This window comes from Bilophila wadsworthia ATCC 49260 (assembly GCF_000701705.1).
Lineage (GTDB): Bacteria > Desulfobacterota > Desulfovibrionia > Desulfovibrionales > Desulfovibrionaceae > Bilophila > Bilophila wadsworthia.
Genome location: NZ_JNJP01000002.1, coordinates 185,649 through 207,431, shown reverse-complemented (window position 1 = coordinate 207,431; position 21,783 = coordinate 185,649). Strand labels below are relative to the sequence as shown.

Annotated in this window: 14 protein-coding genes, 1 pseudogene and 1 riboswitch; of the genes and pseudogenes, 1 reads left to right on the top strand and 14 read right to left on the bottom strand. The window is 61.9% G+C overall.

Translation table 11 applies throughout. The features are described 5' to 3' along the window. Nucleotides 1–222: 222 nt before the first annotated feature. The 11 genes and pseudogenes from T370_RS0102065 to T370_RS0101995 all read right to left on the bottom strand — a co-directional run bounded on the left by T370_RS0102065 (nt 223) and on the right by T370_RS0101995 (nt 14,091). Complete coding sequence (locus T370_RS0102065) at nt 223–864, bottom strand: precorrin-8X methylmutase (RefSeq protein ID WP_005023864.1); 642 nt, start codon at nt 862–864, stop codon at nt 223–225. A 153-nt stretch (nt 865–1,017) separates the two neighbouring features. Next, nucleotides 1,018–2,268, bottom strand: coding sequence for a hypothetical protein (locus T370_RS0102060; RefSeq protein ID WP_029434570.1), 1,251 nt, complete (start codon nt 2,266–2,268; stop codon nt 1,018–1,020). Continuing rightward, nucleotides 2,265–2,966 carry a precorrin-2 C(20)-methyltransferase gene (gene cobI / locus T370_RS0102055; protein ID WP_029434569.1) on the bottom strand — a complete coding sequence of 234 codons (702 nt, stop codon included), beginning with the start codon at nt 2,964–2,966 and terminating at the stop codon, nt 2,265–2,267. Before cobI ends, T370_RS0102060 begins: the two co-directional genes overlap by 4 nt. Before the next feature lie 349 nt (nt 2,967–3,315). Next, complete coding sequence (locus T370_RS0102050) at nt 3,316–4,188, bottom strand: sirohydrochlorin cobaltochelatase (protein ID WP_029434568.1); 873 nt, start codon at nt 4,186–4,188, stop codon at nt 3,316–3,318. Between the two features lie 54 nt (nt 4,189–4,242). Continuing rightward, a riboswitch (cobalamin riboswitch) is annotated at nt 4,243–4,426 on the bottom strand. 708 nt (nt 4,427–5,134) lie between these two features. Next, the gene (locus T370_RS0102035) at nt 5,135–6,178 is read right to left on the bottom strand and encodes a uroporphyrinogen decarboxylase family protein (RefSeq protein ID WP_051643707.1); all 1,044 of its coding nucleotides are present in this window, start codon (nt 6,176–6,178) and stop codon (nt 5,135–5,137) included. A 251-nt stretch (nt 6,179–6,429) separates the two neighbouring features. Continuing rightward, nucleotides 6,430–7,923: pseudogene (locus T370_RS25865) on the bottom strand (trimethylamine methyltransferase family protein). Nucleotides 7,924–8,197: 274 nt separating this feature from the next. Continuing rightward, on the bottom strand, nt 8,198–9,988 hold the full coding sequence (locus T370_RS0102015) for an ASKHA domain-containing protein (RefSeq protein ID WP_029434562.1): 1,791 nt from the start codon (nt 9,986–9,988) through the stop codon (nt 8,198–8,200). After that, nucleotides 9,985–10,695, bottom strand: a complete 711-nt coding sequence (locus T370_RS0102010) for a DUF1638 domain-containing protein (RefSeq protein ID WP_016360959.1) — start codon at nt 10,693–10,695, stop codon at nt 9,985–9,987. Before T370_RS0102010 ends, T370_RS0102015 begins: the two co-directional genes overlap by 4 nt. Before the next feature lie 282 nt (nt 10,696–10,977). Continuing rightward, nucleotides 10,978–11,625, bottom strand: a complete 648-nt coding sequence (locus tag T370_RS0102005; RefSeq protein WP_005023884.1) for a cobalamin B12-binding domain-containing protein — start codon at nt 11,623–11,625, stop codon at nt 10,978–10,980. 27 nt (nt 11,626–11,652) lie between these two features. Beyond that, on the bottom strand, nt 11,653–12,537 hold the full coding sequence (locus T370_RS0102000) for a GTP-binding protein (protein ID WP_029434561.1): 885 nt from the start codon (nt 12,535–12,537) through the stop codon (nt 11,653–11,655). Between the two features lie 207 nt (nt 12,538–12,744). Continuing rightward, entirely contained in the window at nt 12,745–14,091 is a 1,347-nt protein-coding gene (locus tag T370_RS0101995; protein ID WP_029434560.1) for a uroporphyrinogen decarboxylase family protein, read from the bottom strand. A gap of 620 nt (nt 14,092–14,711) precedes the next feature. Between T370_RS0101995 and T370_RS0101990 the strand changes: the two genes are divergently transcribed. Beyond that, nucleotides 14,712–16,013, top strand: coding sequence for a GGDEF domain-containing protein (locus T370_RS0101990; RefSeq protein WP_005023890.1), 1,302 nt, complete (start codon nt 14,712–14,714; stop codon nt 16,011–16,013). Nucleotides 16,014–16,327: 314 nt separating this feature from the next. Here T370_RS0101990 and T370_RS0101985 read toward each other — a convergent pair whose 3' ends face one another. The 3 genes from T370_RS0101985 to tssK are packed head-to-tail and all read right to left on the bottom strand — an operon-like array spanning nt 16,328 to nt 21,762. Continuing rightward, entirely contained in the window at nt 16,328–19,483 is a 3,156-nt protein-coding gene (locus tag T370_RS0101985; RefSeq protein ID WP_029434559.1) for a type VI secretion protein IcmF/TssM N-terminal domain-containing protein, read from the bottom strand. Then, nucleotides 19,480–20,352, bottom strand: coding sequence for a DotU family type IV/VI secretion system protein (locus tag T370_RS0101980; RefSeq protein WP_029434558.1), 873 nt, complete (start codon nt 20,350–20,352; stop codon nt 19,480–19,482). Before T370_RS0101980 ends, T370_RS0101985 begins: the two co-directional genes overlap by 4 nt. 3 nt (nt 20,353–20,355) lie before the next feature. After that, nucleotides 20,356–21,762 (bottom strand): type VI secretion system baseplate subunit TssK, encoded by a 1,407-nt coding sequence (gene tssK / locus T370_RS0101975; protein WP_029434557.1) that lies wholly within the window; start codon nt 21,760–21,762, stop codon nt 20,356–20,358. Between the last annotated feature and the right edge of the window lie 21 nt (nt 21,763–21,783).

Genomic DNA, 21,783 nt, shown 5'->3' with positions numbered 1-21,783 from the left:
CCCTCCCCCAGACCCCCTCCTCTCCTTTTCCAAAGACTTTCGCGTTTATCGAATCCCTGTTCTGCGGTTTTACGGGATGTTGCCGAGCTTCCGTTGCATCATCTTTCTGAAAAGGCAATGTGAAGATTGTTTGTTTAATATATTTAATTTATTTATATTATTGATATTTTGTTTCCTGCCGGAACGAACTCCTCTCGCAGAGCCTCCCCAAGTTCCATATCCCTACGCGCTCTCCATAACGGCGTGAAGCGTGGTGACGGCGAGGGCGCTGCCGCCGCGCCGTCCTTCAAGGACGATCTGGGGGACATCGCACTGAGCAAGAAGTTCCTTTGACTCCACCACGTTGACAAATCCGACGGGCATCCCGACGACAAGGGCGGGCCGCACGCCTTCCTCAAGCGCGTACCGGGCAATGCGGGCCAGCGCCAGCGGAGCGTTGCCGATGAGCACGATGGCCCCGTCAAGCATGGGCCGCGCCTTCTCCGCGCTGCACAGGGCACGGGTGTGGCCTTCGAGTTTGGCGCGATCGATGACGTCCTGATCGCTGATATGGCAGTGCAGGCTTTCGGGACCGTAACCGGGATTCAGCCTCTTCAACCGCTCGATGGAAAGCCCGGCGCGGATCATCTTGGAATCACAGAATATCGGCGCCCCAGCCCGTAACGCGCACAGACCCGAGCCGATGGCGTCATGCCGGAAAACCAGCGTGTCCGCGATGGACATGTCCGCTGTGGTATGGATCAGGCGGCGCGCCACACGCCATTCCGGTGCGGGCATCCGCTTGTGGAGATCGCACTCCGACTCGATGACACGGAAACTCTCCCGCTCGATTTCCATTCCGCTCAAATTCCAACGTATGTTCATGCCGCCTCCGGCAACAAGAGTTTCGCTTTTTCGTATGCCGCTGGTTCAATAATCCCGTTTCATTGTTGCTCCACCATTGCGGCTTTTCCGTGTCCCTCGCCTGCTCCCCTCTTCAACGTCTTTCGCGGGAACGAACTCCTTCCCCCTCCAAGTTCAATACAACACATAATGCATGAACGCGATGACCCCGGCGATGGCGACGAGGGTAACGACGAAGCGCGAGAGCTGCATACCGATGACTATGGCGAACGCGACGGGCACGGGGAAAATCCCGAGCGCCGAAGGGAGATTCCTCCGCAGAGTGCGGAAGGGGTTGCCCACCGCGCTCCCGACGAGCATCGCCAGCAGGATCTGCGCGTTGTCGATGAGCCCTTCGGCCCTGAGGTTCGCGGCGACCGCGGAAGACTGCACCAAGCCGCCCATCTGCGCGGCGACCACGGATACCAGTTCCGCAGGGAAAAAACGGTTCACCTGATCAGGGACATACTGCTCCCAGAAATTGAACGCGCCGTTCTTCAACAGCCATTCGATGCAGAGCATCAGCGGGACCGTGATGCACACCATGCGAAACAGCAGCGTCAGCGATCGGACGGCGGCTTTTCCCACGGCGGAAGGCCACCCAAGCGGAGCTTCGTCTACCGGGGGAATGCCGGAAACGGGCGTATCCCCGTGCCCGGAGACATACCAGCGGTTCCAGAGCAGGACGCCGAGAATGACGATGAACCCGCCCGAGAACTGCACCACGAAGTAGAGCGCCCCCGGAAGCCCGATGGCTCCGAGCACCGGATACATGACCCGGATGGAGTGCGAGACGTAGGCCAGATAGCTGTTCGCCATGCCGCCCGCAATGAGCGCCGAGGTGCGGATATGCCCGTCGGCATGGCTGCTGACCAGTATGCTGTTGGCCGCCGCATTGGAACAGAGCGCGGTCGGCATCGCAAGGCCCACGATCTCGGGGAGCCGGGCCATCCGGGCCAGCTTGCCCATGACCCGCGCCAGCGCCATGTGCCAGCGCCGCGCCTCCATCAGCCCTCCAAGGAAGGCAGCGATGCCCACGATGGCGAACAGGCGTCCGAAGGTTTTCATCTTGGCGAAGATTTTTTCCGCCGGGGTGAGCGGCGCGTGCCGCTTCATGCGGGGGGCCGCGGTATCCATCTTTGTCGGCCCGGAGGAAGTCACGGCGTCTTCGCCCACATCCGCGTCCATAGCCTCACTGACGGGAGCGGGCCGGTGCATCCGGCTTGTGGGGGCGCTCGTGCCGTTTTGTTCCGGCTTCGGGCGCATCATGTGGGATTCCGGCATGTGCAGCGTAAGCCAACAGGCTCCGATGACGGCCAGAACGAACCACAGGATGCGGCTCGGGCGCCTCCACGGAGGCGGAAGAGGGCGGCGTCCGCGTTTCATTGCTTTTTGACCATGATGAGCGACAGGTATTCTTCCGGACGGTCGGCAACGGCATCCAGATCGGTCAGGAGGGTCTGCCCCTCCATTGCCAGATGTTCGCCGTACAGGATCTCCACATTTTCCTCGCGCCTGAGGCGTTCCACCAGCGCCTTGCGGCTACGGTAGGTCTTGAGGAGAATCGTGGTGGAGCCTTTGGGGAAGTCCAGCGTTTCGGCCATTTCCGACTTGAAGGATGGGATGACTCTGAGCTGTTCGCCGTTTTCTACGAGCACAGTTCCGGCTTTCGCCGTCAGAGTGGCGAAGGAGGTGATGCCGGGGACGATTTCCAATTCCACGCCAGGGATGGATTCACGTATTATTTCCAGAACATAACCAAATGTACTGTAGGTCATGGCGTCGCCGAGCGTGGCGAAGGCACAGTCCCGGCCCGCTTTCAGTTCCGTAATGATGGCGTCGGCGTTGGCCTGCACCTGCGCGGCGCGGACGGCCTTGTCACGCGACATGCTGAAGATCTGGAGATGGATTTCTCCGCGTGGCTCGAGGGATTCGACCACGGACCGGGAAACGCTGCTCGATGCGTTTTGGGAGATGACGGTAAAGATTACGTCTACGGAGCGCAGCACGTCCGCCGCCCGGAGGGTCAGGTACCGAGGGTCGCCGGGGCCGATGCCCACGCCGTACAGTTTTCCCGGTTTCATGGTAAAATCCTTGTAGTGGGTTGATGTTTTCGGAGAAAGGAAGGGCTTCTCTCGCCTTTCCCCGAACCTCCCCCTTTCTCTCCAACGGTTTCTGTTCTGTAGGATAGGAAAGGGGGAACCATATTTTGTTTTTCTGCAAAAATGGCGACTTTCTGTGAGCTTGCCTCTGAAGGGACGGAACGTCTTTAAGGAGAGGGGCAATGCCGTATTGCAGACCTTTTTTTGGGCTTACAGGGAAAGCCGTGAAAAGGGATTCGATAAGGTCGAAAGTCTTGGGAGGGGGAAGGGGAAGCCCGTCTCCAGAAAGGTTCCCCTTCCCCCTCCGATTCTTTCGCTATTCCATCCTCACTTAATCCGCTTTCTTCGTGTTGGCGAGATCGACAACGGCGTTCTGGGTGTGGCTGAGGAAGATGTCCTGAATGCCCTTGAGCTGGCCGAGGCCCTTGAGGTTGGGCATGGGGGTCATCCCGGCAGCCTTGATGCGGGAGGCCCAGGAATCCTCTTCCGGCCCGGCGAGGTCGTTGTTGGCGTGGTCGCCCGCAACGATCATGAAGGGCTGGAGCCAGACGCGCTTGGCGCCGGAAGCCTTGAGCTTGGGCAGGACGTTGTCGAAGCTGTTGGAGCCTTCGACGGTGGCGAGCCAGACGTGGGGATCGGCCTTGTGGAAGGCGGCGGCAGTGGCGGCGAGGGTCAGGTCGCCGGGGCCGCGGTCGTTGCCGTGGCCCATGAGCACCACGGCGTCGCCGGGCTTGCGATCCTTGGGCAGGGAAGCGAGCACCACCTTGACGACGGCGTCGAGATCCTTTTCAGAGACGAGGAGAGGATAGCCGACCTTGACCGTCTTGAATACGCCGGGATTCTTGGTGATGTTTTTGACGACCATGCGTTCGAGCTGGTTGTATTCCTCGGCGGGGGCGATGTGCAGGGACTGGATTTTGAGATCGGTCACGCCCTGCGCGGCGAGCTCATTCATCGCGGCGTTGACGGAGAGGACGGGCTTGCCTTCCTTGGCCAGCTTGTTGCGGATGATGTCCGAGGTGAAGGCCAGAAGCACGGGTTCATTCCCGGCGGCTTTCTTGTAGGCCTTTTCGATGTCGTCGATTGCGGGCCTTGCACTGTCCATCGAAGTTCCGAAGGCGACGAGCAGGGTGCCCGTCTTGGCGAAGGCGGTTCCGGCCACCAGCAGGCAGCACAGCAGAACCATGACGAAACATTTTTTCATGGCAACTCCTTGGTCCAATCATCGTGGACCGGACGGAACGCTTGGCGGCGTCCGTACCATATGAGTTTTCAGGCTGGTTTCCCGGCTTGAGGATCTTCTTTGCCCGCGCCTTCCCGTAGACGGCGTCCACAGTGGCTGTTGCGGGTTCATCCCCTCTCACGGTTGCGGGGTCAGCGTCGTTTTTACGAACTTCCCAATTATCCCGAAATATTCGGGCACCTGAAACGGTTGCGTTGGTTGCGGCGGGGCACTTGGCCCGGCGGGGTTGGTTTTTGGCGGAGGGCTGGCGGGCGATCTCCCGCCTGTTTTCCGGGGCATCACGGCGCTTGCGCACCGTTCCTCCGGCCTACATTAGATTGTTTTACCCTACCTGCACGGCGGCTTCAAGGGGGTTGAGGGCGTTAGGAATATCAGAAAGCGATTTTTTTCTTAAACCGTTCCGAAATACCTCGGCGCCTTGCATATGGTTTCCCCTGAAAAACCTTTTGAGGACTGCCATGATAGCACCTCAAAAGGCATGGCGGCGCGTGCCGCCGGATCGTGCGTCTTTTCCGCATCCGTTGGTTATCTCATATATCAGAAGAGCCCCCTTGTCCAGCTTTTCGGAGCGGCATGGGAAAAAAATCTCGATCGGAAAATGGGGCGGCAAAGGCCCTTCATCCGGACGGAGCAAGGCGGGGTGCCGCTTGAGGGGCATCATGGGCGATCCGGAGTCTGGAGCGGGGAGGGGGAGGGGCTGGGCAGGAGAAATATCTGTATAGCCGGGGCATGGGGGGCGGGAAGGCGGGGAACGGGCGGCCCGCCCCGTTTTTTGATGACGGGGCCGGACGCTGGCGGGCCCGGGAGAGGGAAACCGGCCCTTCCGCCGCGCGGCCCCGTTCCGGGAAGCTCTGCCCGCGGGTTCGGGGGAACCGCGGGCGGAGGGCGGGATGGGGATAGCCCGCCTTTATTTGTAGGTGTACGCCTTCGCCATATCCACCATCTGGCGGGGGAAGGCAAAGTCGAGGCAGGCGGGGTATTCGCAGCCGGTCGAAAGGACGTAGCGCTTGGAAGGGCCGAAGACGGCAAGTTCTTCTTCCACGCGCGCCTTCAGGGTTTCAGGAGTCGCGGTCATGAACCAACCGGGATCGATGGTGCCCATGAGTATCATCTTGTCGGCGTACTTTTCGACGGCTTCCTTCATATCCGCGCAGCCCTGCGGCGGGTGGGCGAAGGAGAACAGCACAGGCTTCATCCGTTCGTACTGCTCGTCAAAATACGCGCCCTGCCCGCAGTTGTGGATCATCACCGCGCAGCCGTGGGAGCGCACGCGTTCTGCGATGCGGGTCATGTAGACGCCCTCGAACTCGTCCCACATCTCCGCGCTCATGATCGACCGGGAGGCGTACAGCGTATCGAACATCACCGCGTCGATGCCCGTGGCGCAGAGTTGGTCGATCCAATCGCAGAGCACGTCGGAGACGATCTCCACGCCCTTTTTCACTTCGTCCGGGGCGGTATACAGATCCATGAACATTTCCTGCTGGCCCCTGAGCATACTGACGATGCCGAGCGGCCCGAACACGAAGGCCACCACGGGCTTGTCCTTGCCCCGCGCCTCCACGAGCTTGCGGCAGAGTTCCACGTGTTCGCTCATGCGCTTGCCCTTGGCGGGATCGATGCGGGGGATCTTGTCGTAATCCCCCTCGGTGGGGACGACGCGCTGCGCGGGATCAGGGCAGGCGGCCTTGTCCTTGAAGTACAGCAGTTCCTGCCCGAAGTCGGCGGCCTCCACGGAGAGGTCGACCAGCGTGCACAGGCAGTCGAGTTCGAGTTCGTCCGTGGTGCGGATGATCGCCTCGGCGCACTTGTTGATGTCCTTGGTCCATTCTTCATAGGTAATGCCGAGCGACTGGCGCGATATGCTGTTCACCAGCGGGTATACGGGCATCCGGTCAGGCGTCTTGTGATTCAGCATCGCGGCGAAGCGTTCTCTTGATGTCATGGTCATGGCACGGTGCTCCTTGGCGGGTATGGCGCGGTTTTCCGTGGAAAAGTTCGTCCCGTTGTGCACGGGAGCAGATTCGGCGGCAGGACGTCGTTTTTTCCGCATAGAGGGGGGAACGAAGAAAGGCCGTTTTGTGCCCCGGCGCGTTTTCCCCAAGAGGAGGAAAGGAAAACGCGCCGGGTATCTTTCCGACTCCGGCGGGGACCCGAAGCCCCGCCGGACGGCCCGTTAGAGCCTTTTCGCTTTGGGATGCCCTAATAAAGGTCGTTGTCGATAAAGCGCTTCTCTTCCTTGCCCTTCCAGAAGTCTGCGACGCCGAGTTCGCCTTCCGCGTCCACAAGGACGTCACGGATGGCCTTGACCTGCTCGGGGCTCAAGGGGTTCTTCTGCTTATGGGTGGCGAGGATTTCCTTGGCGCGTTCGCGGGCCTGCCCATAGAGATCGGGCTTCCCGGAGGCGGCCCACATGTCGTAGTTCCGGCGGTTCATGAGGTTGTAGGTGCTGAGGTCGCCGAGATGTTCGAAGGTGTTCATTTCAGCGAGGTACGTGCCGAAGGGGCCGACTTCCTTGATCAGGTCTGTGGAGAGGGTTGTGGCGTCAACCTTGAAGCCAGCCAGCATCCGCAGCACATAATCAATGATTTCGTCGTCCACGAGCAGGGTCGGGATGTCGAACGTAAGTCCCGTCTCAAGCATACCCTGACCGAAAAGAACACTGGCACCTGCCAGCGCGGTCATCAGGCGGTTGAGAGCGCGTTCGGCTCCGGCCTGCACGTCGTTGCATATGCTGTCCGTCTATCCACCGGCAATGTAGCTCGGGATATTGTAGTATTTCGACATCCGGGCCATTGCCGCGTTGAGCACGAACACTTCGGGGGCCGCCACGAGGGAAAGGCCCTTTTTCATGTCCATGACGCAGGCGGACGCGCCGTACAGGGTGGGGTTGCCCCTGTTCACGCATTGCAACAGGGTGTTGAAGGCGAGGAAGTCCGCGTTGTGTACGGCCACGCTCCCCGCATAGCTGATGGGCGAGGTCGCGCCCTGCTGCACCATGACGAGGATGTGGTTGGGGAGCCCGGCCTCGGCCACGATCATGGCGTTTTCGCAGGCCTCATGCGAGATGCGGAGCGGGCTGATCGTGGTGTGGTTGAAGGCGGTGCGGGGGCGTTTTTTGAGCTCTTCCTTGCCCCCGGCGGCGATCTCCGCCATCTTGATCATCTTCTTGGTCTGGAAGGGGCTGCCGGACACCAGGTGCATGGGCTTGCTGGTGTAGCAGAACGCCACTTCCGCATTGTGCATCGACGCGGATTCGGACGGCACGTCCTGCGGGCCGATGGCGCGGTTGTAGATGTGGATGTTGTCGAGCGAGTCCACCACGCGCAGGATGTCGACGGCGTCCTGCTTGACGGTGGAACGGCGTTCGCCGGTTTCAAGGTCATGGGTGAAGATGCCTTCGCCGAAGTTTGAGGCATACACCTGATCCTGCGCCATGTGGATATCGTCGTCGGGCGTCCTGCCGCGATGGACGAACTCGGCGGGGACCGCTTCCAGCGCGCTTTCCACAAGCGTGCGCGGGAAATGGGTGCAGCCGTCCGCGTCTTCCCAACAGCCGTGGTCGCGCAGGACTTCGCGTGCCGTTTCGCTGTCGAAGTACGCGCCCCGGTCGTGCAGGACTTCTAGGGATGCCTCATGGATCTTTTCGCAGTCCTTTTCGCGGAGGAAGTTCAGGCCGACGCCGACTCCCCCCATCAGACTGGAATGTGCCCATCTTTTCATACAAGCCTCTCTGGGTTTGCTGAAGCGTATCGTAAGGCGGAACGGGTCCGCCGTGCCTCTGCCGTTGTTCGCCCGGAAAGTTCCGGGGGATGTCCCGAACGGGATGTTTCCGCACCCTCATTCATAAGGAACACTTTTTTCCCGCATCGCATTGCGAGCGCTTTGGAAAAAGGAGGGTGAGAGCCGGGGGGAAAAGGCAATCCGCGCGGGTGTCCCGTTCGCCGGAAAGGTTTCCCCCTTTCCAGCCTCATTCCCTTTCGGGAAAGAGCATCCGTTCCACGTAGGCGTCGGTGAAGCCCGCGTGGGCGGAAAGTTCGATGTACCGGGTACGGCGGATGATGCCGAGGGCGCTTTCGGCCGCGCCTTCCTCGGTCGCATAGCGCAGCGCGCCGGAACCGGCGGCATTGCCGAGCACCGTGACCCGGTCGGAAAGTTCTTCGGGGATGAGCCCGATGCGGGCCGCGCTTTCCGGGCGCATGGCGGAACCGAAGCCGCCCGCAAGGTAGAGGCGGGCCACATCCGCGGTTTCCATGCCCGCCTCCCGCAGCAGGATGTCGATGCCCGCGCGCACGGCGGCCTTGGCGAGCTGCACTTCCCGGATGTCCTTCTGGGTGAAGCGCACCGAATCCGTGAAGGTCAGCGCGTCGTCCGTAATACGTGCGCCGAGCGGGGAGGCGTCGGCTTCGAGGCGTCCGGTTTCGTCCACGATCCCGGCGTCAAGCAGCAGGGCCAGCGCATCCAGTACCCCGGAGCCGCACAGCCCGCGCGCAGGCGCGTCGCCGATGGTGGTAAAGGACAGGCCGCGTTCCGGGTCGGGCGAAACGGTATCGATGGCCCCATCCTGCCCGGCCATGCCGCAGGAAAGGGTTGCGCCCTCGAAACATGGCCCGGCGGCCGCCGAACAGGCGTAGAGCGTGCCGCTTGCGCAGAGCACGGTTTCGGCGTTGGTGCCGAGGTCGACGAGCAGGAAGGGCGGCTGGCTGCGGTGGGCGTCGGCGGCGAGGAGCGAGGCCACGATGTCCGCGCCGATATAGGCGGAAATGCCGGGTAGCAGGAACGCGGGGGCTTGCGAGGCGATGCCCAGATCGGCGGCGGGCAGGCGCATGGGTTCGAGCGTGGCGGGGATGAACGGGGCCTTGCCGATGTGTTCGCCGGGCAGCCCGCAGAGCAGGTGCATCATGGTCGTGTTGCCGGTCAGGGACAGGAAGTCCACGTCGCCGATCCCGGCCTGTTCCAGCAGCCCGGCGAGCATTGCGGAAACCTGCTTGGCGATGGCCTGTTGCAGCGGGTTCGGGCCGTTGCGGTGTTCTTCCCATTCCGTTTCGTGGCGGATGCGGCTGATGACGTCCGCGCCGTAGGGCGATTGGGCGTTGTGTTCGCCGCGTGCCGCGACCACGCGCCTGCGTGCCGTGTCCACGAGCAGTGCGGCGACGGTGGTGGTGCCGATGTCCACGATAAGGGCGTATGCCTCATCCGAGGCCGTATAGCCGACGAGGGTTTCCCCATGCATGAGGCCGAAGCCGCACACGTTGCCGTGCCCGTCGCCGCACCCGCCGTTGGAGCGGGCGTTGCGTATGAAGGCGGGCAGGGCGGCGAGCTGGCCGAGGCCGAGGGCGTGGCCCTTTGCGCCGCAGGCGTCGATGAGGCGTTGCAGGTCGCTGCGCTGGTCGTCGAGGGACGGCTCGGGCATGGCGAAGGAGCGGCGCTCCACGATGGGCCGGAACGGGTAGTCCGATTGCGCGAACCGGGTGAGCACGCGCAGGGCCCCGGCCTGCGGAAGGGCGATGTCGAGCCCCTCAGCGGCGCGGGTGTAACAGGCGAGGCGCAGCCCGGAAGCGAGGGCTGCGTCGCCGAGCAGGGCGCGTTCCTCGGCGCAGGGTTCGGTGGCGGCGAGGATGAGGCACTTGCCGCACTTGCCGACGCCGCAGGGCAGGGTGAGTAAACCCGCTTCGCGGAGCAGGGGAGCGAGGGGCGTTCCCGCCTCGGCGCGGAGGGTTGTGGTTTCTCCGCAGTGGCGGACGGTGATTGAAACATTCATGATGTCACCCGCACGGCTGTAATGGTTCCGTTACCGTCGAGATCCGGCGTGAAGCCGGGAGCGATGCGCATGAAGCGCCCGTCCTTGCCGCCGTCGAGCAGGGCTTGGATGAAATTCGGGTCTCCGGGAAGTTCCCGGTAGCCGAGCCCGGCGTCGTCGGCCACGGCTTTGGCGGTCCGGACGAGTTCCCGTTCGTCTTCCCAGCCTTCCCAGAGGATCAGGCAGGCGTTGGTATAGTTTCTGAGCCACGATCCTTCGAGTTCGATGAGGTAGGCCGCGGAATCGGTGCCGAACCGTTCCTCGTATTCCTTGAAGCGCTTCTCGCGGTTTTGGATGAACGAGGTTTGCGAGTAGCGGAGCCAGCCGGGGGAGAGCCAGTAAGTGCCGCCGCCGAGCGATGATTCGTTGGCTTGTTCCTGCGTCGCCCCGAGCAGGACCGGGATGCAGTCGTGGACGCGGGGGAGGATCAGAGTCGCGGTGTGCCCGGTCACGCCGGTAAGCCCGCGCCCGCACAGGCCGTAGGCGAGGAAAATGACCGTTTCGCCCTTGGCTTCCAGCGCGTCGACGGCTTGCTGTACGCGGCGGCGGAGTTCGTCCGGAGTGTCGTGGAGGCCCTGTTCGAGATACGTCACCTCGGGCGCGTTGCGCATGGCTCGCGTCAGGCGTTCCAGCTCGGGGCGGAAGACTTCGCAGGCGATGAGGTGCATATCCGTTTCCTTTCCGCCGGGTGGCGGGGTTGCCGGGGCCGTTTGGGTGGGAGGAGCCGCCTTGCGGCGGGAAGCATGGGAGAGGCGGACCGCCTCTTTGCCGTGTTTCCCGGCGGCGGGGTTTCCGTTTCGCCTCCGCTCCATTCCTTCCATACAGAGGGGTTTCTTGCGGGCCGCCTCCCCACCAGTCAAACGTCTTGGGAGGTGGAAGGGGCCCGGGAGAGGGGCAACCCTTCTTCAGAAGGGTTCCTTCTTCCTTCCCCCGGTTCCCATAATGTTTTTCTACGCCCTCGCGGCGGCGCAGATTTCGAGGGCCTTTTCCGCGGCTGAGGAGGCGTCGGGGGTGTAATAATCGGCTCCGATGGACTCGCGGAAGGCGTCATTGACGGGTGCGCCGCCGATCATGATTTTGACCTTTCCGGCGAGGGGGCTCTCGGCCACGCCCTTCACGACATCCTTGATGTGGACCATCGTGGTGGTGAGCAGGGCGGAACAGGCGATGATGTCGGCGTTGTGCTTGGCGGCGGCTTCAATGTATTTGGCCGGGGGCACGCTGTTGCCGAGGTCGATGACGTTGAGGCCCTTGGATTCCATCATCATGCGGACAAGGTTCTTGCCGATGTCGTGGAGGTCGTCCTTGATGGTGCCGATGACGACGGTGCCCTTTTCTTCCATCTGGTCGCCCACGAGGAGGGGACGCAGGACATCGGTTCCGGCGGCCATTGCGCGGGCCGCGATGAGCACTTCGGGGATGAAGATGTCGTTTTTCTTGAAGCGTTCGCCGATGATGTCCATGCCGGGCATGAGGCCCTCATTGAGGATGGTCAGGGGCTGGATGCCGTCGGCGACGGCCTGCTTCACCAGCTCGGCGACTTCCTTCATTTTCCCTTTCTGCAACTTCTCGGAAATGTCCTGCAAAATAGCGCTCATGGTATGCTCCTTAAAGGTTGTGCTGATTCAGGCGATGCCCGCCGCGTGCAATGCGGCGCGGACGGCTCCGGCGGTTCCCTGCATACAGATGATCATGAGGGGTATCGGCGCGTCCCGGCTTTCCATCGTTTCAAAACCCTGCCCGGTATCCGAGACGAATCGGACGCCGTCGGCGGCTCGGATATACCCCTTGACCCGCAGCACGTTTCCGTCGGCGGTCAGGGCGTCGAGCAGCGTCTTGGCGTCGGTCCTGACAGCTTCCAGTGCGAAGCAGTCGGGCCGCGTCTCCGGGGTATTGAATCCGACCGGGAACAGGCGAAGCGCCCGTTCGGGCAGGGAGGCAAAATCCGCGTTTCCGTTATGGCTTTCCACTATGGGGAGGTCGGGTTCCTGCGAGCGGATATAGGCGCGGGCTGCGTCCCGTTCCTCCTTAGTCGTGATGTCGGCCTTGGTCAGGACAACGACGCTGGCCGAGGCCAGTTGGCGCGGGATGACTTCCAGCACGCGCGCCAGCTTGAGGCTCTTGACGGGATCGAACAGGCAGATGGTCGAGGTGTGCTCAAAAAGGCCGTCGAGGCCGGAGAGCCGGAGCATCTTGTCCACGGCGGAGGGATCGGACATGCCGGAGGCCTCCACGATGATCAGATCCTCGTCGCGGGCGGCGAGGTTGGCCAGCGTCTTGATGAACGGCTCCCGCAGGCACGAGCAGAATACCGATCCGCCTCCGATCTCCACCACTACGCCGCCCTCGACGCCGGAGCGGCGCAGGGTTTCCCCGTCCACGGGGATGTCGCCGAAGTCGTTCAGCAGCACGGCTATCTTCCGATCCGAGTGACGCAGCAGGAGCGACCGCAGCAGCGTCGTCTTGCCGCTTCCGAGAAAGCCGGAGAGGATGATCAGTTCCTTGCGCATTCCGTCAATCCTGCCTTGTGGGGAAGAGCCGAGGCCCGAGCCTCTCTTTGCCCCTTTTGGAGAAAACTCCGTATCCTGTCCGTTTTCAGTCCGATAGGGACTCCCGCCGCGCCGCCTCCCCACCTTCAAAGCCTTGGGCAGGAAAGGGGCGGGGTGGGGAGGAAAATCCCTCTTCAGAAGGGTTTCCTCTTCCCTCCATCCTCTGTTCTACTTCATCGCTTCCTCAATCTCCTCCCGCAGCTTTTCGACGGTGGGGATGAGGGAGATGTGCTTGATGACGCCGTTGACGAGGAGCGAGGGGAGGTTCGTCAGGCCGACCTTGCTCACGAACGCGAGGTTCTCGGGGAACATGATGGACCGTTCGACGACTTTGACCTTGTCCCCATAAATCTTGGCGGCGTTGTTGGCGGTTGCGACCATGTAGCCGCAGGCGGCGCAGGTCTTGGAGTCGATGGTCACGACCTCGACGAGGACGTGGTCGAGATTGACGTAGTCCGGCATTTCGATTTCCGGCAGATTGTCCTTGGCGACGTAGCTTTCAAGCGCCTTGCGGACGGCTTCGGGGTTGTGCACGGCCTGCCCCACGCCGATGAGGTTCGCGGCGGGGGCGTCAAAAGGAACGTCACAGCCGGGCGCGAGGATGAAGCGGTGCGTGCCCATCTTGTCCATCAGTTCGATGGCGGCCTTTTGGTTGTCCTGCTGCGTGCCGAGCAGCATGGTGATGGTGAGCTGGAGGTTGCCGGAAATGGTGATGCCGTGGGCGTCCGTGAGCTTTTTGGCTTCCACGATGTCGACGTTTTCGTCGATGGCGATGCAGTCGGGCCTGGTGAGGCACATGGGTTCGATGTTCTTGGTGGCGTCGCCGCAGACGAAGAAGGAGGAGGGCATACCCTTTTCGCGCATGGAGGCGAAGAACTTCGTGTAGGGTTCGCTCAGGAAGGTTTCGAACATGTCCGGGGAGATCTGAGAGACAAGCGGGTCCACGGCGGCAATGATGTCGCACCCGGCCTCGATGTAGTAGTCCGCAACCTCACGGACGACTTCCTCACAGTAGGCGACGAGGGCCTTCACGCCGTCCTCATCGTCGTACATATCCATAAAGATGTTGGTCCCGCGCAGGTGCGAGGCGAGGGTGAACGGGCCGCAGACGAGGCCGTACATGGCGATGTCGGGCTTGGCGGCCTTGAAGCGGCGCATGACGTCGAGGATGAGCGGGATGCGCCCGTCGGTCTTTTGGATGCGCCGCGTGGGGATGACGAGCTCGCCTTCGAGCGGGTGAGAGCAGACGGTGGGCGGGGTGTTGTCGTACCATGCGAGATCGCAGCCGAGGATTTCAGCTTCGACTTGCAGGTCGAACATGGGAGTCATGCCGTCCGGGGAGTATTGGGACTCCGCCTCGATGCAGCATTCGTACAGCTTGTCCGCGTCGCGGAACATTTCCTGCGCGGTATACCCCTTGAGGTTGGCGATTTGGGAACCGGTGTAGGGAACCCAGGGGGTCCGCTCGACGGGGTTCCCCTTCAATGCCTCGTTGATCAACGCCTTGCCGTGCATGATGCGCTCCTTGGGTGTGTGATGTATCAATTGGTTTGATCGCATTTTTTCGAATAAAGACGGATAGAATAATATATCTATAGCGAGGCCGTATATTCATTGCCGCAAAGAGAAGAGCGTCCGCATTGGAAGATCATTTGTATATAATATAATGATATAACATATAAAATAGCATCTATATTTAAAGGTTGCCATCCGGTTAGGTTTTTCTCGTATGCATATGTGATATATCTGTTGGGGTGAATTTATATCGGAGCAAGCTTCCTGTCCAGACCTTTTTTCGCTTTTTTCAAAAAAAGTTGTTCAAAAAAGCTCAAATTTCTATTTTTTATTATAAAAATAAGTAGTTAATAGATATATCTTTTACAAACCCATTTCCGCATGATCACACGGTATCGTAAAAACAAATATTTGATCTCCTCTAATGGATTAAAAAAGCTGAGCTTCTCTCTCTCTCTCTCTCTCTCTCTCTCTCTCTCTCTCTCTCTCTCTCTCTCGGCGCGCTATCCCTTGACGTCAGGTTGGAACTTTGGGATGGAGGGAGGCATATTTCCCCATTTGCGCCCGGTTGTGTCCCGCCAAAGATGTTTGGTTGAGGTTGCCGGGCAAGGTGTTTTTTTATGGAAGATTTTTCCAAGTCTCTGTTGCTCCGCGATTATGATGCCGTCTTCGTTTTCAATCGTGAGAATGGGCAGTACCATACGCTCGTGCTGAGTAAGAAATTGTTCAATGTGGTCCCCTCCGAAGGGACGTATGAAGAGGGCATGGAGGTTCTTGCAAAGTACGTATTGCCAGAGGAGCGCGAGTTCTTCCGGCGCCATACGGAGCGTGATCGCATTTTGAAGCTGGTCGATTCGGTGGAGAAGGCCGTTGTCCAGTACCGCATCCGGCGCGACGACGGGATTTGTCTGTGCCGGAACCTCAAATTTCTGCCGGGTGACGAAAAGCATATTCTTGCGGCGTTGCGGGATGAAACCGATGAGGTGATGGAACAAATCCGCGACGCCAACATCCTTGCGCTCAAGAACAGCTGCATCAATTTTATTGTGTCCAACCTGTGCGAGAATTTCATGACTGTGGATGTTCGGACAGGCATGAGCACAACCGTCATCGGCGCGGGCAACGGGGAGATGCTGCCGCAGCAGACCTTCAAGGAACAGATTCTCTGGTTTGCGGAAAATGTGGTCGTCCCGGAGGAGCGGGAAAACTACATACAGTATTTTGCCCTTGATAACCTGGTGGCGCGTATCAGGGAGAACGGTGGCGGGACCGTCTCCATGTTCTGCAATGTCATCTATGAGGACGGCCGGCACGAGCTGCTCATCAGGAGCACCCTGGTCAAGGATACTCTTGATCTGCGGGGCGAATACGTGCTGCTCTTCGCACAGGACATGACCTCCATCCGCAAGATTGAGGAAGCGAACCGCCAGCTCATGCTCACCAGCCGCCACGACAAGCTTACCGGGTTGCTCAACCGGGCTGCGGCGGAAAAGCTCATTTCCGAGCATTTGGATTTGGTGGGGGCTTCCTCCAGCTATTGTTTTCTGTTGCTCGACATCGACTATTTCAAGAGCGTGAACGATCGCTTCGGGCACCTCGCGGGGGACTCGGTCCTGCAATACATGGGCAGTTCCATGCGGAAATCCTTCCGGTCCGGCGATGTGCTCTGCCGTTGGGGTGGGGACGAGTTTGTGATTTTTCTTCGCGGCGTCAGATCTCGCGAAATCGTGCGTGAAAGGTTGGATGCCCTGCGCGCCCGGTTGCTTGATTGCCGTGCGGGAGAAGAGCCTTTGTCCGTGACCCTGAGCATTGGCGGCGCGTTCGGAAACGGCCCATCCTCGCTTGCGGATCTCTACAGCAAGGCGGACAAGGCCCTCTACCAGGTCAAGCAGCAAGGCCGGAACGGAACCGTGCTGGAATAATTGCGTAGAAGCCTTCGGAAATGGGCTGAAAACTCCATTTTTCGGCGAACGAATCCTCATCAACCATTCCAATGGACGATTTATGAATGGCCTCTAGAAAGCTTCCTTATGCAAAGAAGGAAAGGCCGGAGAAGCAGTTCTCCGGCCTTTTTGTTTGCTGTTCTGTTTTGGAAATGGCGGCTTCGTCTGAGCGGGATGTGGAAACTCTTCATCAATGTTCCTCTGCCGTTTCAAAGCGTACCCGCGCTATTTTGTTCAGCGGATGGGCTGTGTGGCAGGGAAGGTTGTAGTCGGTATGGCTCTGTATGGGGCACTTATTTTTCTATATGCAGTATACTGCGTATCAAAGCGGAAGGCAGCGCATGAAGCCGTTCGCGTACGGCTTCGCCGCCTTCGATGCGGAAACGTGTCCGCAGCCGGGTGATGCCAAGATTTTCCAGTTGTTGCTGGACAGTAGGAAAATCGCTTGGCGTAAATTCCATGATTCCGGCGGCTGCCTGATCCACGAAGTGCGCAAATCCAAGCGGGCTGTCATAGACCTTCTCCGCCGTGAAGCCGTCAAACAGGATCGCCAATGTCAGGTTGCCGCATTGTTCCGGCGACCAGTCGAACAGGGCGGTTCCTTGGTAATTGTAGGCATCCGCCCGGAGAGGTTCGCCGCCGCAATCCATGCGCAAGGACAGGCCACGGGGATAGGCCCGTGCTTTTGGGTTGACCGTGACTGGTGAGAACCCCACCCGCACAGGGTAGGATGCCGGATAGACCGCGATGTGTTGCGGCGTTTCGGAAAGCAGGCTGAGGAAAGCCGGGGAAAGGGGAAAGCGCATCCCGAGGGCTGAGGCCGGCGCATATCCCGAGGCTGCGGGGCGCAGGAAAGGTTGCGCCGCGTCCGCCACGAATGTCCATAGGAGGCCGCCCTCGCCGATGAGGGCCTGTTGGAGCGCTTCGTCCTGTAACCCTTCCACAGGGCCGACCACTTCGGTTGACCAGCGCTGCTGAAGATTGCGGGCGGCTTCGGCTGTGGCGGTTCCGGCGGCGAACAGCAACGGTGCGCGCATGAGCGAGAGGGGCAGCGGATCGTTTCGCAGGTCCGGGTTTCGTGCTTTGAGGGCGGCGGCCAGCCCTTGCCATGCGTCGTCGGCGGCCCGGAGGGCGCCGTTCAGTTCCCCGCCGTATAAGGAGCGCGCCAGCCGTACGAGGCCGTCGGAGGTTCCCGTTTCGGAGGACAGTGCGGCAAGGGCGCTGCGGTAGTCCGTCCACGCGGTGCGGGCCCGGAACAGTGTTTCCAGATTGCCGAGTGTTTGGCGGGCGCCTTCGGAAGGCTCCCCGAGGAGTTCCGCCGTTTCGGACAGCGGGGTTCCGTTTCCGGGCAGCCGCGTAAGCAGCCGGACAGAGCGCATATCCCGCAATGAGGCTACCCATACGGGCAACGGGCCCTCGGCGGAACGCAGTTCGCGTTCGGCTGCGGCAAGGAAGGCGGAGCAGGGATCGTTCGGACCAAGCAGATCGCGCGGCGTCAGTGGGACATGGCGCGTCGGCAGCAGCGTCCGGGGCTCTATGCCCGGGGCTTGCACGGCGTCCAGCAGGCACTGCCCCGCCGCATGCCATGCCGCGAATGTCGAGGCGCGGTAACGCAGACGCAGCGCCTCCACGCGCTCCGTGATCGAGTCCGAGGCCCCGGTGTGCTGCGGCGTATCCTGTTCTGGCAAGATGTTTGATTGGGAGGCGAATGCGGACACGTTGTCGAGGAACCGGGCCGCCGCCTTCCGCCCCGAGGCTGTCGCGGCGCCATCGACGCTGGCAAGGACGGTTCCGTCCGGGGCCCGGAACCGGAGCGTCTCCACGCCGGGCCGGGCCGCCGCCCAGATCATCAGATCGTTGATCCAGCGGTCGGTATCACCGGATTCCGGCAGGGATGCGGTGAGGCGTTCGCGGAGTGCGGCACGGAGCCGTTCGAGCCGTTTTTTGGGGGCGCCGTAGAGCCGGACGGTCCCGGAGCAGCCGCGTTCCAGTTTGTGGAACTCGGCGATCAGGCCGTCGAGTTCCGCTATGGAAGCGGCTCGGGGAAGGTGGTCCTCAAACCGGATCATGTCCGGCAGAAGGGTTTGGGAACGTTCCCCGCCACGGTACAGCGCAACCCCGGCGGTGACGGCAAAGAGGATTGCGGCGGTCCAGCAGACGGCCCGCTGCCGTGCCCGCCGTCCGGTGGCTGGAAGGGCAGAGGCTGGCAATGTTTCGAGGAGGAGCTCCCGTACGAACAGGGGATGTGCCGCAATCCCGGATGAGGGCGTGAACCGGGAGCCGGCTGGAACGGTCGCGGAGGGTTGGCTGGCCCGAGAAGTTGCAAGAGGTGCGCCGCCGGGAACCGAAAAGGATGCGGATGCCGAGGAGCGGAGAGCGGTAGGGGGGGCATCCTTCATAACCGGGGAAAGGCGCGTAGCCTGTTGAAAGGCAGAGGGCGCGGGAGGCGATGCGGCCCAGAAAATGCCGCCGAGCCCGTCCCCGAGGCCCGCCGCGAACGAGGCCAACGGAGAGGCAAGCTGGCGGAGGGCTCCTTCGAGAAGGAATGCGGGACCGCCCGGCGCGGGGATTCCGGATTCGGAACATCGGACAAGGCTGTCCAGCGCGGCGGTGAGGCTGTTCATGCCTTCCCGTACGCCGTCAGCGGCCCATCGGGGCATGGGCGTCCACGGTCTGCGGACGGGCATGAACCATCCGAGCGGCGCGTGCAGCGCATTGCGCCCGATGCTGATTTCCGCCGTAAAATGCCGTGCGAGGCGCGACAGGCCGGGAGCGTGCTCAAGCCCGGTGACGAGAAGGCACACGGGCGCGTTGCCGAGCCGATTCCGGACGGTCAGCAGCCGCTGGCGCATGAAGGCGGCGGTATCGTCCCCGTGCCCGGAGAGGCTCTCCGCGCCGATGCACAGGACGACTCCCGCGGGCGGGGACAGCCAACGGCGTACGGCCTTGTCGTCGAGGAGTTGATCCCACATCGGAAGGGAAGGAGCCTTGTCGGGCGTGTTGCCTTCGCCTCCGTCGCCTTTACGTTCGCCGGACAGGTGCGGCGCGGAAAAATCAACGGCGATCCAATGGGCGTGCGCCGTGCTCCATAATCCGACAGATCCCGCGTTTTCCGCTGCGCCATCGGAAAGAAGCGGGCGGCCCGCGCTTTCCAAAATGCCGGGCAAGTGCGGAAACAATCCCCCGCCGTCGAGCAGGAGCCAGCGGGGGAGGCGCTCCGAAGGCAGCTCCACGGGCAGGGGAGCGGCGGGTTCATGCGTATCGTCGCGTATTGTGCGGAACAGAAAAATGATCAGCGCCACGCCCGCCCCGGCCCCGGCAATGGCCGCCAGCCACCAGACGGACGGGAGGGACCAGCCCCACAGGAGCGCCAAGCCGTACGCGCCCGCCGTCAGCAACAGACAAAGCAAGGCCACAAGCAGCCAGCCAAGGACTTTCCACGGACTCATGAAGACCTCCCCGGCGTTGTGTTACGGTTGTTCGCACCGGGGTGTCCGGGGTCATGCGACGCGGGGGCCGGCGTCCGCCCTGCCAGACGATTCCGCAACTCCCCGTACACGTCGGGAATGGGTTGTTTCTTTGAGCCGACAGCCTCCCGTCCTTTTTGTATAATGGTGCTGGGTCGGGACGAAAGCGATACGGCGGATCGCGCGCCGCCCGTTCGCGGGCTATCGCTTGCGGGATGTACCGCACTCACGGCGGGAACTTGTGGGCTCCCGGTATACTCCCGGTTCAGCCGATGTTGCCATATGCCCCAAAAGATCAGCAGCAATACGGCGAAAAGCCCCGTCAGCAGAGGCCCGACATGCCGGAACAGGCGGTTTTCCCTTGGCAGATATGGAGCGGGTGGGAAAGGAAGCGGAACCGCCGTACAGCCGAACCGCTCGGCAAGCGCTCGGTGCTCGAGGCCGAGCCCATTGGGATCGTTATAAAAATGTCCTCGGAATCCGAATCCGAGGCAACGCAGGGCGACCTCGGCCAGCTCGGCATCTTCGGCTCTGTGCGGAGACAGGCGGCGGATTTCGTCGAAAAACCAGTCCCCGCCGCTCCGTCCCGTCCTCCAGCGGCGTTGGAGTGGATTGCCTAGCCAGGCGGCGCGGCCTTCCCATGCGATGCCAAGGGCGGTTTCGTCCATCCAGGCTTCGACCATGCGCCGGGCCGTTTCCACTGTCGCCGCTTCGCGCCCGTGCAGCGCAAGACGCCCAGCCTCTTCAAGCAGCCGTTCCGCCTCCCGGCGCACGTCCGTCCTTCCGGTTGGCGGGCTATCCGGCAAACGGAGCATCAGGCGGAAACACGGGCCGAAGCAGTCGCGCAGCATGGTTTAATTCCTCAAGTAAAGCAGGCGAAGGTGACCGGGTAGGGCAGGGCCGCACAGGGGGAAGAGGGCAACTCCGAGGGCTCCGGAACGCAGCGCCGCCTGCCAGCGCTCCGAACGGGCGTCGGGCTCCAGATAGTGGATGCCATCCCGTTGCGGCAGGCCCGGCGGAGCGGGGATTTCGCGCAGCGGGACTCCGGCGATGGCCTGGGCCAGCGTGGCGGGGAGGGTGTCCGGAGCATCGGCCACAAGGCGTCCCTCATTGAGCAAGGAGGAAACGGTTTCTTCGGTTTGGAGTACGAGTAGGGCCTGTGTCCGGCCCAGACCTTCGGGGAGTTCGGCTCGCAGGAATTCGCCGTCCGCACGGAAGCGGACCACCGCCGCCGTTTCCGGGAGCAGGCCGCGCAGGATCTCCCGCAACAGACTGTCGAGGCTGCGGAAACTTTCAGCCGGATCGTCATGGCGGTAGAGGGGCATGGCGTCCGCCGTTGCAATCCCGACGCAGGCCGCTGCCGCCGCAAAGCCGTTCCGGAGCAGCCCGAACAGCTCATGGGGGGCGGTTCCGGGCCATGCCAGCGCGTGGCGCAGCTCGGAGAGCGTCCGCGCCGCATTCACGAGCAGAAGCTGTCTGGAGGTTGCGGGCTCATCGAGTCCGCGCCGCCGGGCTGGCTCAAGGCGCCGGATGGCTGCGGCAAGCCGGGCTTCGAGTCCGCGCGCGAGCCCGCGCAGCACGGGGTTGGCCTCCACATAGAGGGAAGGCGGCGCATAGGCGGGATCAGGGCGCGGTCCGGAGCCTTCGTCCGTGAGGCGCAACAACGGCAGAAACAGCCAATCCGGGCGGTCGGTGGTTTCGTTTTCCCAGAAGAGGCGGGGATAAAGATAGAGCGTGCGCACGGGCATGTCCCTCCGGCTTTCCGTGGCAAGGGGCAGGGCGTAACGATCGGCTATGCTGTCGTCGCTGTTCGGACAAAGATAACGGCCCGGCGCTTCGGGCAAGGTGTCCGCATCGCATCCGATCAGCCTGCCTCCGTCCCGCATGCACGATGGAATCCCGGCGACGTTGCCATAGGGTTTCAACGGCGGGAGGCCGGCAAACACCGTAAACGGCATATGTGGGTCCGTCCATGCTTCGCGGAAACCCCGGCTTGGCAGGATGGCGTTGCCGTCTTCCGGCACGGCGGCGATTACAACCTCGGTGCCATCCTGAAAACGCATTATCCCGCTGCGGACGAGAATCCGCCCCTCGGCAAGCGCCGCTTCGTCCACATCCAGGTTGCCCACGCCCCAGAAGCACGGCTGCGCCGACTGGAGCAGCGACGCCCGTTCCGAGGCATGAAAGGCATCAGCCTGCTGGAAGTGCTGCGGTTCGAGGAATTGTCCCGAATACCAGTATACCGGACGTTGAGGCTGCATGTCGGCCTTCCCAATATGGTT

What these genes read in the sequence shown, in the direction of transcription:
- T370_RS0102065 (WP_005023864.1), bottom strand. Translation starts at nt 864, where the DNA reads ATGAACATACGTTGGAATTTGAGCGGAATGGAAATCGAGCGGGAGAGT.
- T370_RS0102060 (WP_029434570.1), bottom strand. Translation starts at nt 2,268, where the DNA reads ATGAAACGCGGACGCCGCCCTCTTCCGCCTCCGTGGAGGCGCCCGAGC.
- cobI (WP_029434569.1), bottom strand. Translation starts at nt 2,966, where the DNA reads ATGAAACCGGGAAAACTGTACGGCGTGGGCATCGGCCCCGGCGACCCT.
- T370_RS0102050 (WP_029434568.1), bottom strand. Translation starts at nt 4,188, where the DNA reads ATGAAAAAATGTTTCGTCATGGTTCTGCTGTGCTGCCTGCTGGTGGCC.
- T370_RS0102035 (WP_051643707.1), bottom strand. Translation starts at nt 6,178, where the DNA reads ATGACCATGACATCAAGAGAACGCTTCGCCGCGATGCTGAATCACAAG.
- T370_RS0102015 (WP_029434562.1), bottom strand. Translation starts at nt 9,988, where the DNA reads ATGAATGTTTCAATCACCGTCCGCCACTGCGGAGAAACCACAACCCTC.
- T370_RS0102010 (WP_016360959.1), bottom strand. Translation starts at nt 10,695, where the DNA reads ATGCACCTCATCGCCTGCGAAGTCTTCCGCCCCGAGCTGGAACGCCTG.
- T370_RS0102005 (WP_005023884.1), bottom strand. Translation starts at nt 11,625, where the DNA reads ATGAGCGCTATTTTGCAGGACATTTCCGAGAAGTTGCAGAAAGGGAAA.
- T370_RS0102000 (WP_029434561.1), bottom strand. Translation starts at nt 12,537, where the DNA reads ATGCGCAAGGAACTGATCATCCTCTCCGGCTTTCTCGGAAGCGGCAAG.
- T370_RS0101995 (WP_029434560.1), bottom strand. Translation starts at nt 14,091, where the DNA reads ATGCACGGCAAGGCGTTGATCAACGAGGCATTGAAGGGGAACCCCGTC.
- T370_RS0101990 (WP_005023890.1), top strand. Translation starts at nt 14,712, where the DNA reads ATGGAAGATTTTTCCAAGTCTCTGTTGCTCCGCGATTATGATGCCGTC.
- T370_RS0101985 (WP_029434559.1), bottom strand. Translation starts at nt 19,483, where the DNA reads ATGAGTCCGTGGAAAGTCCTTGGCTGGCTGCTTGTGGCCTTGCTTTGT.
- T370_RS0101980 (WP_029434558.1), bottom strand. Translation starts at nt 20,352, where the DNA reads ATGCTGCGCGACTGCTTCGGCCCGTGTTTCCGCCTGATGCTCCGTTTG.
- tssK (WP_029434557.1), bottom strand. Translation starts at nt 21,762, where the DNA reads ATGCAGCCTCAACGTCCGGTATACTGGTATTCGGGACAATTCCTCGAA.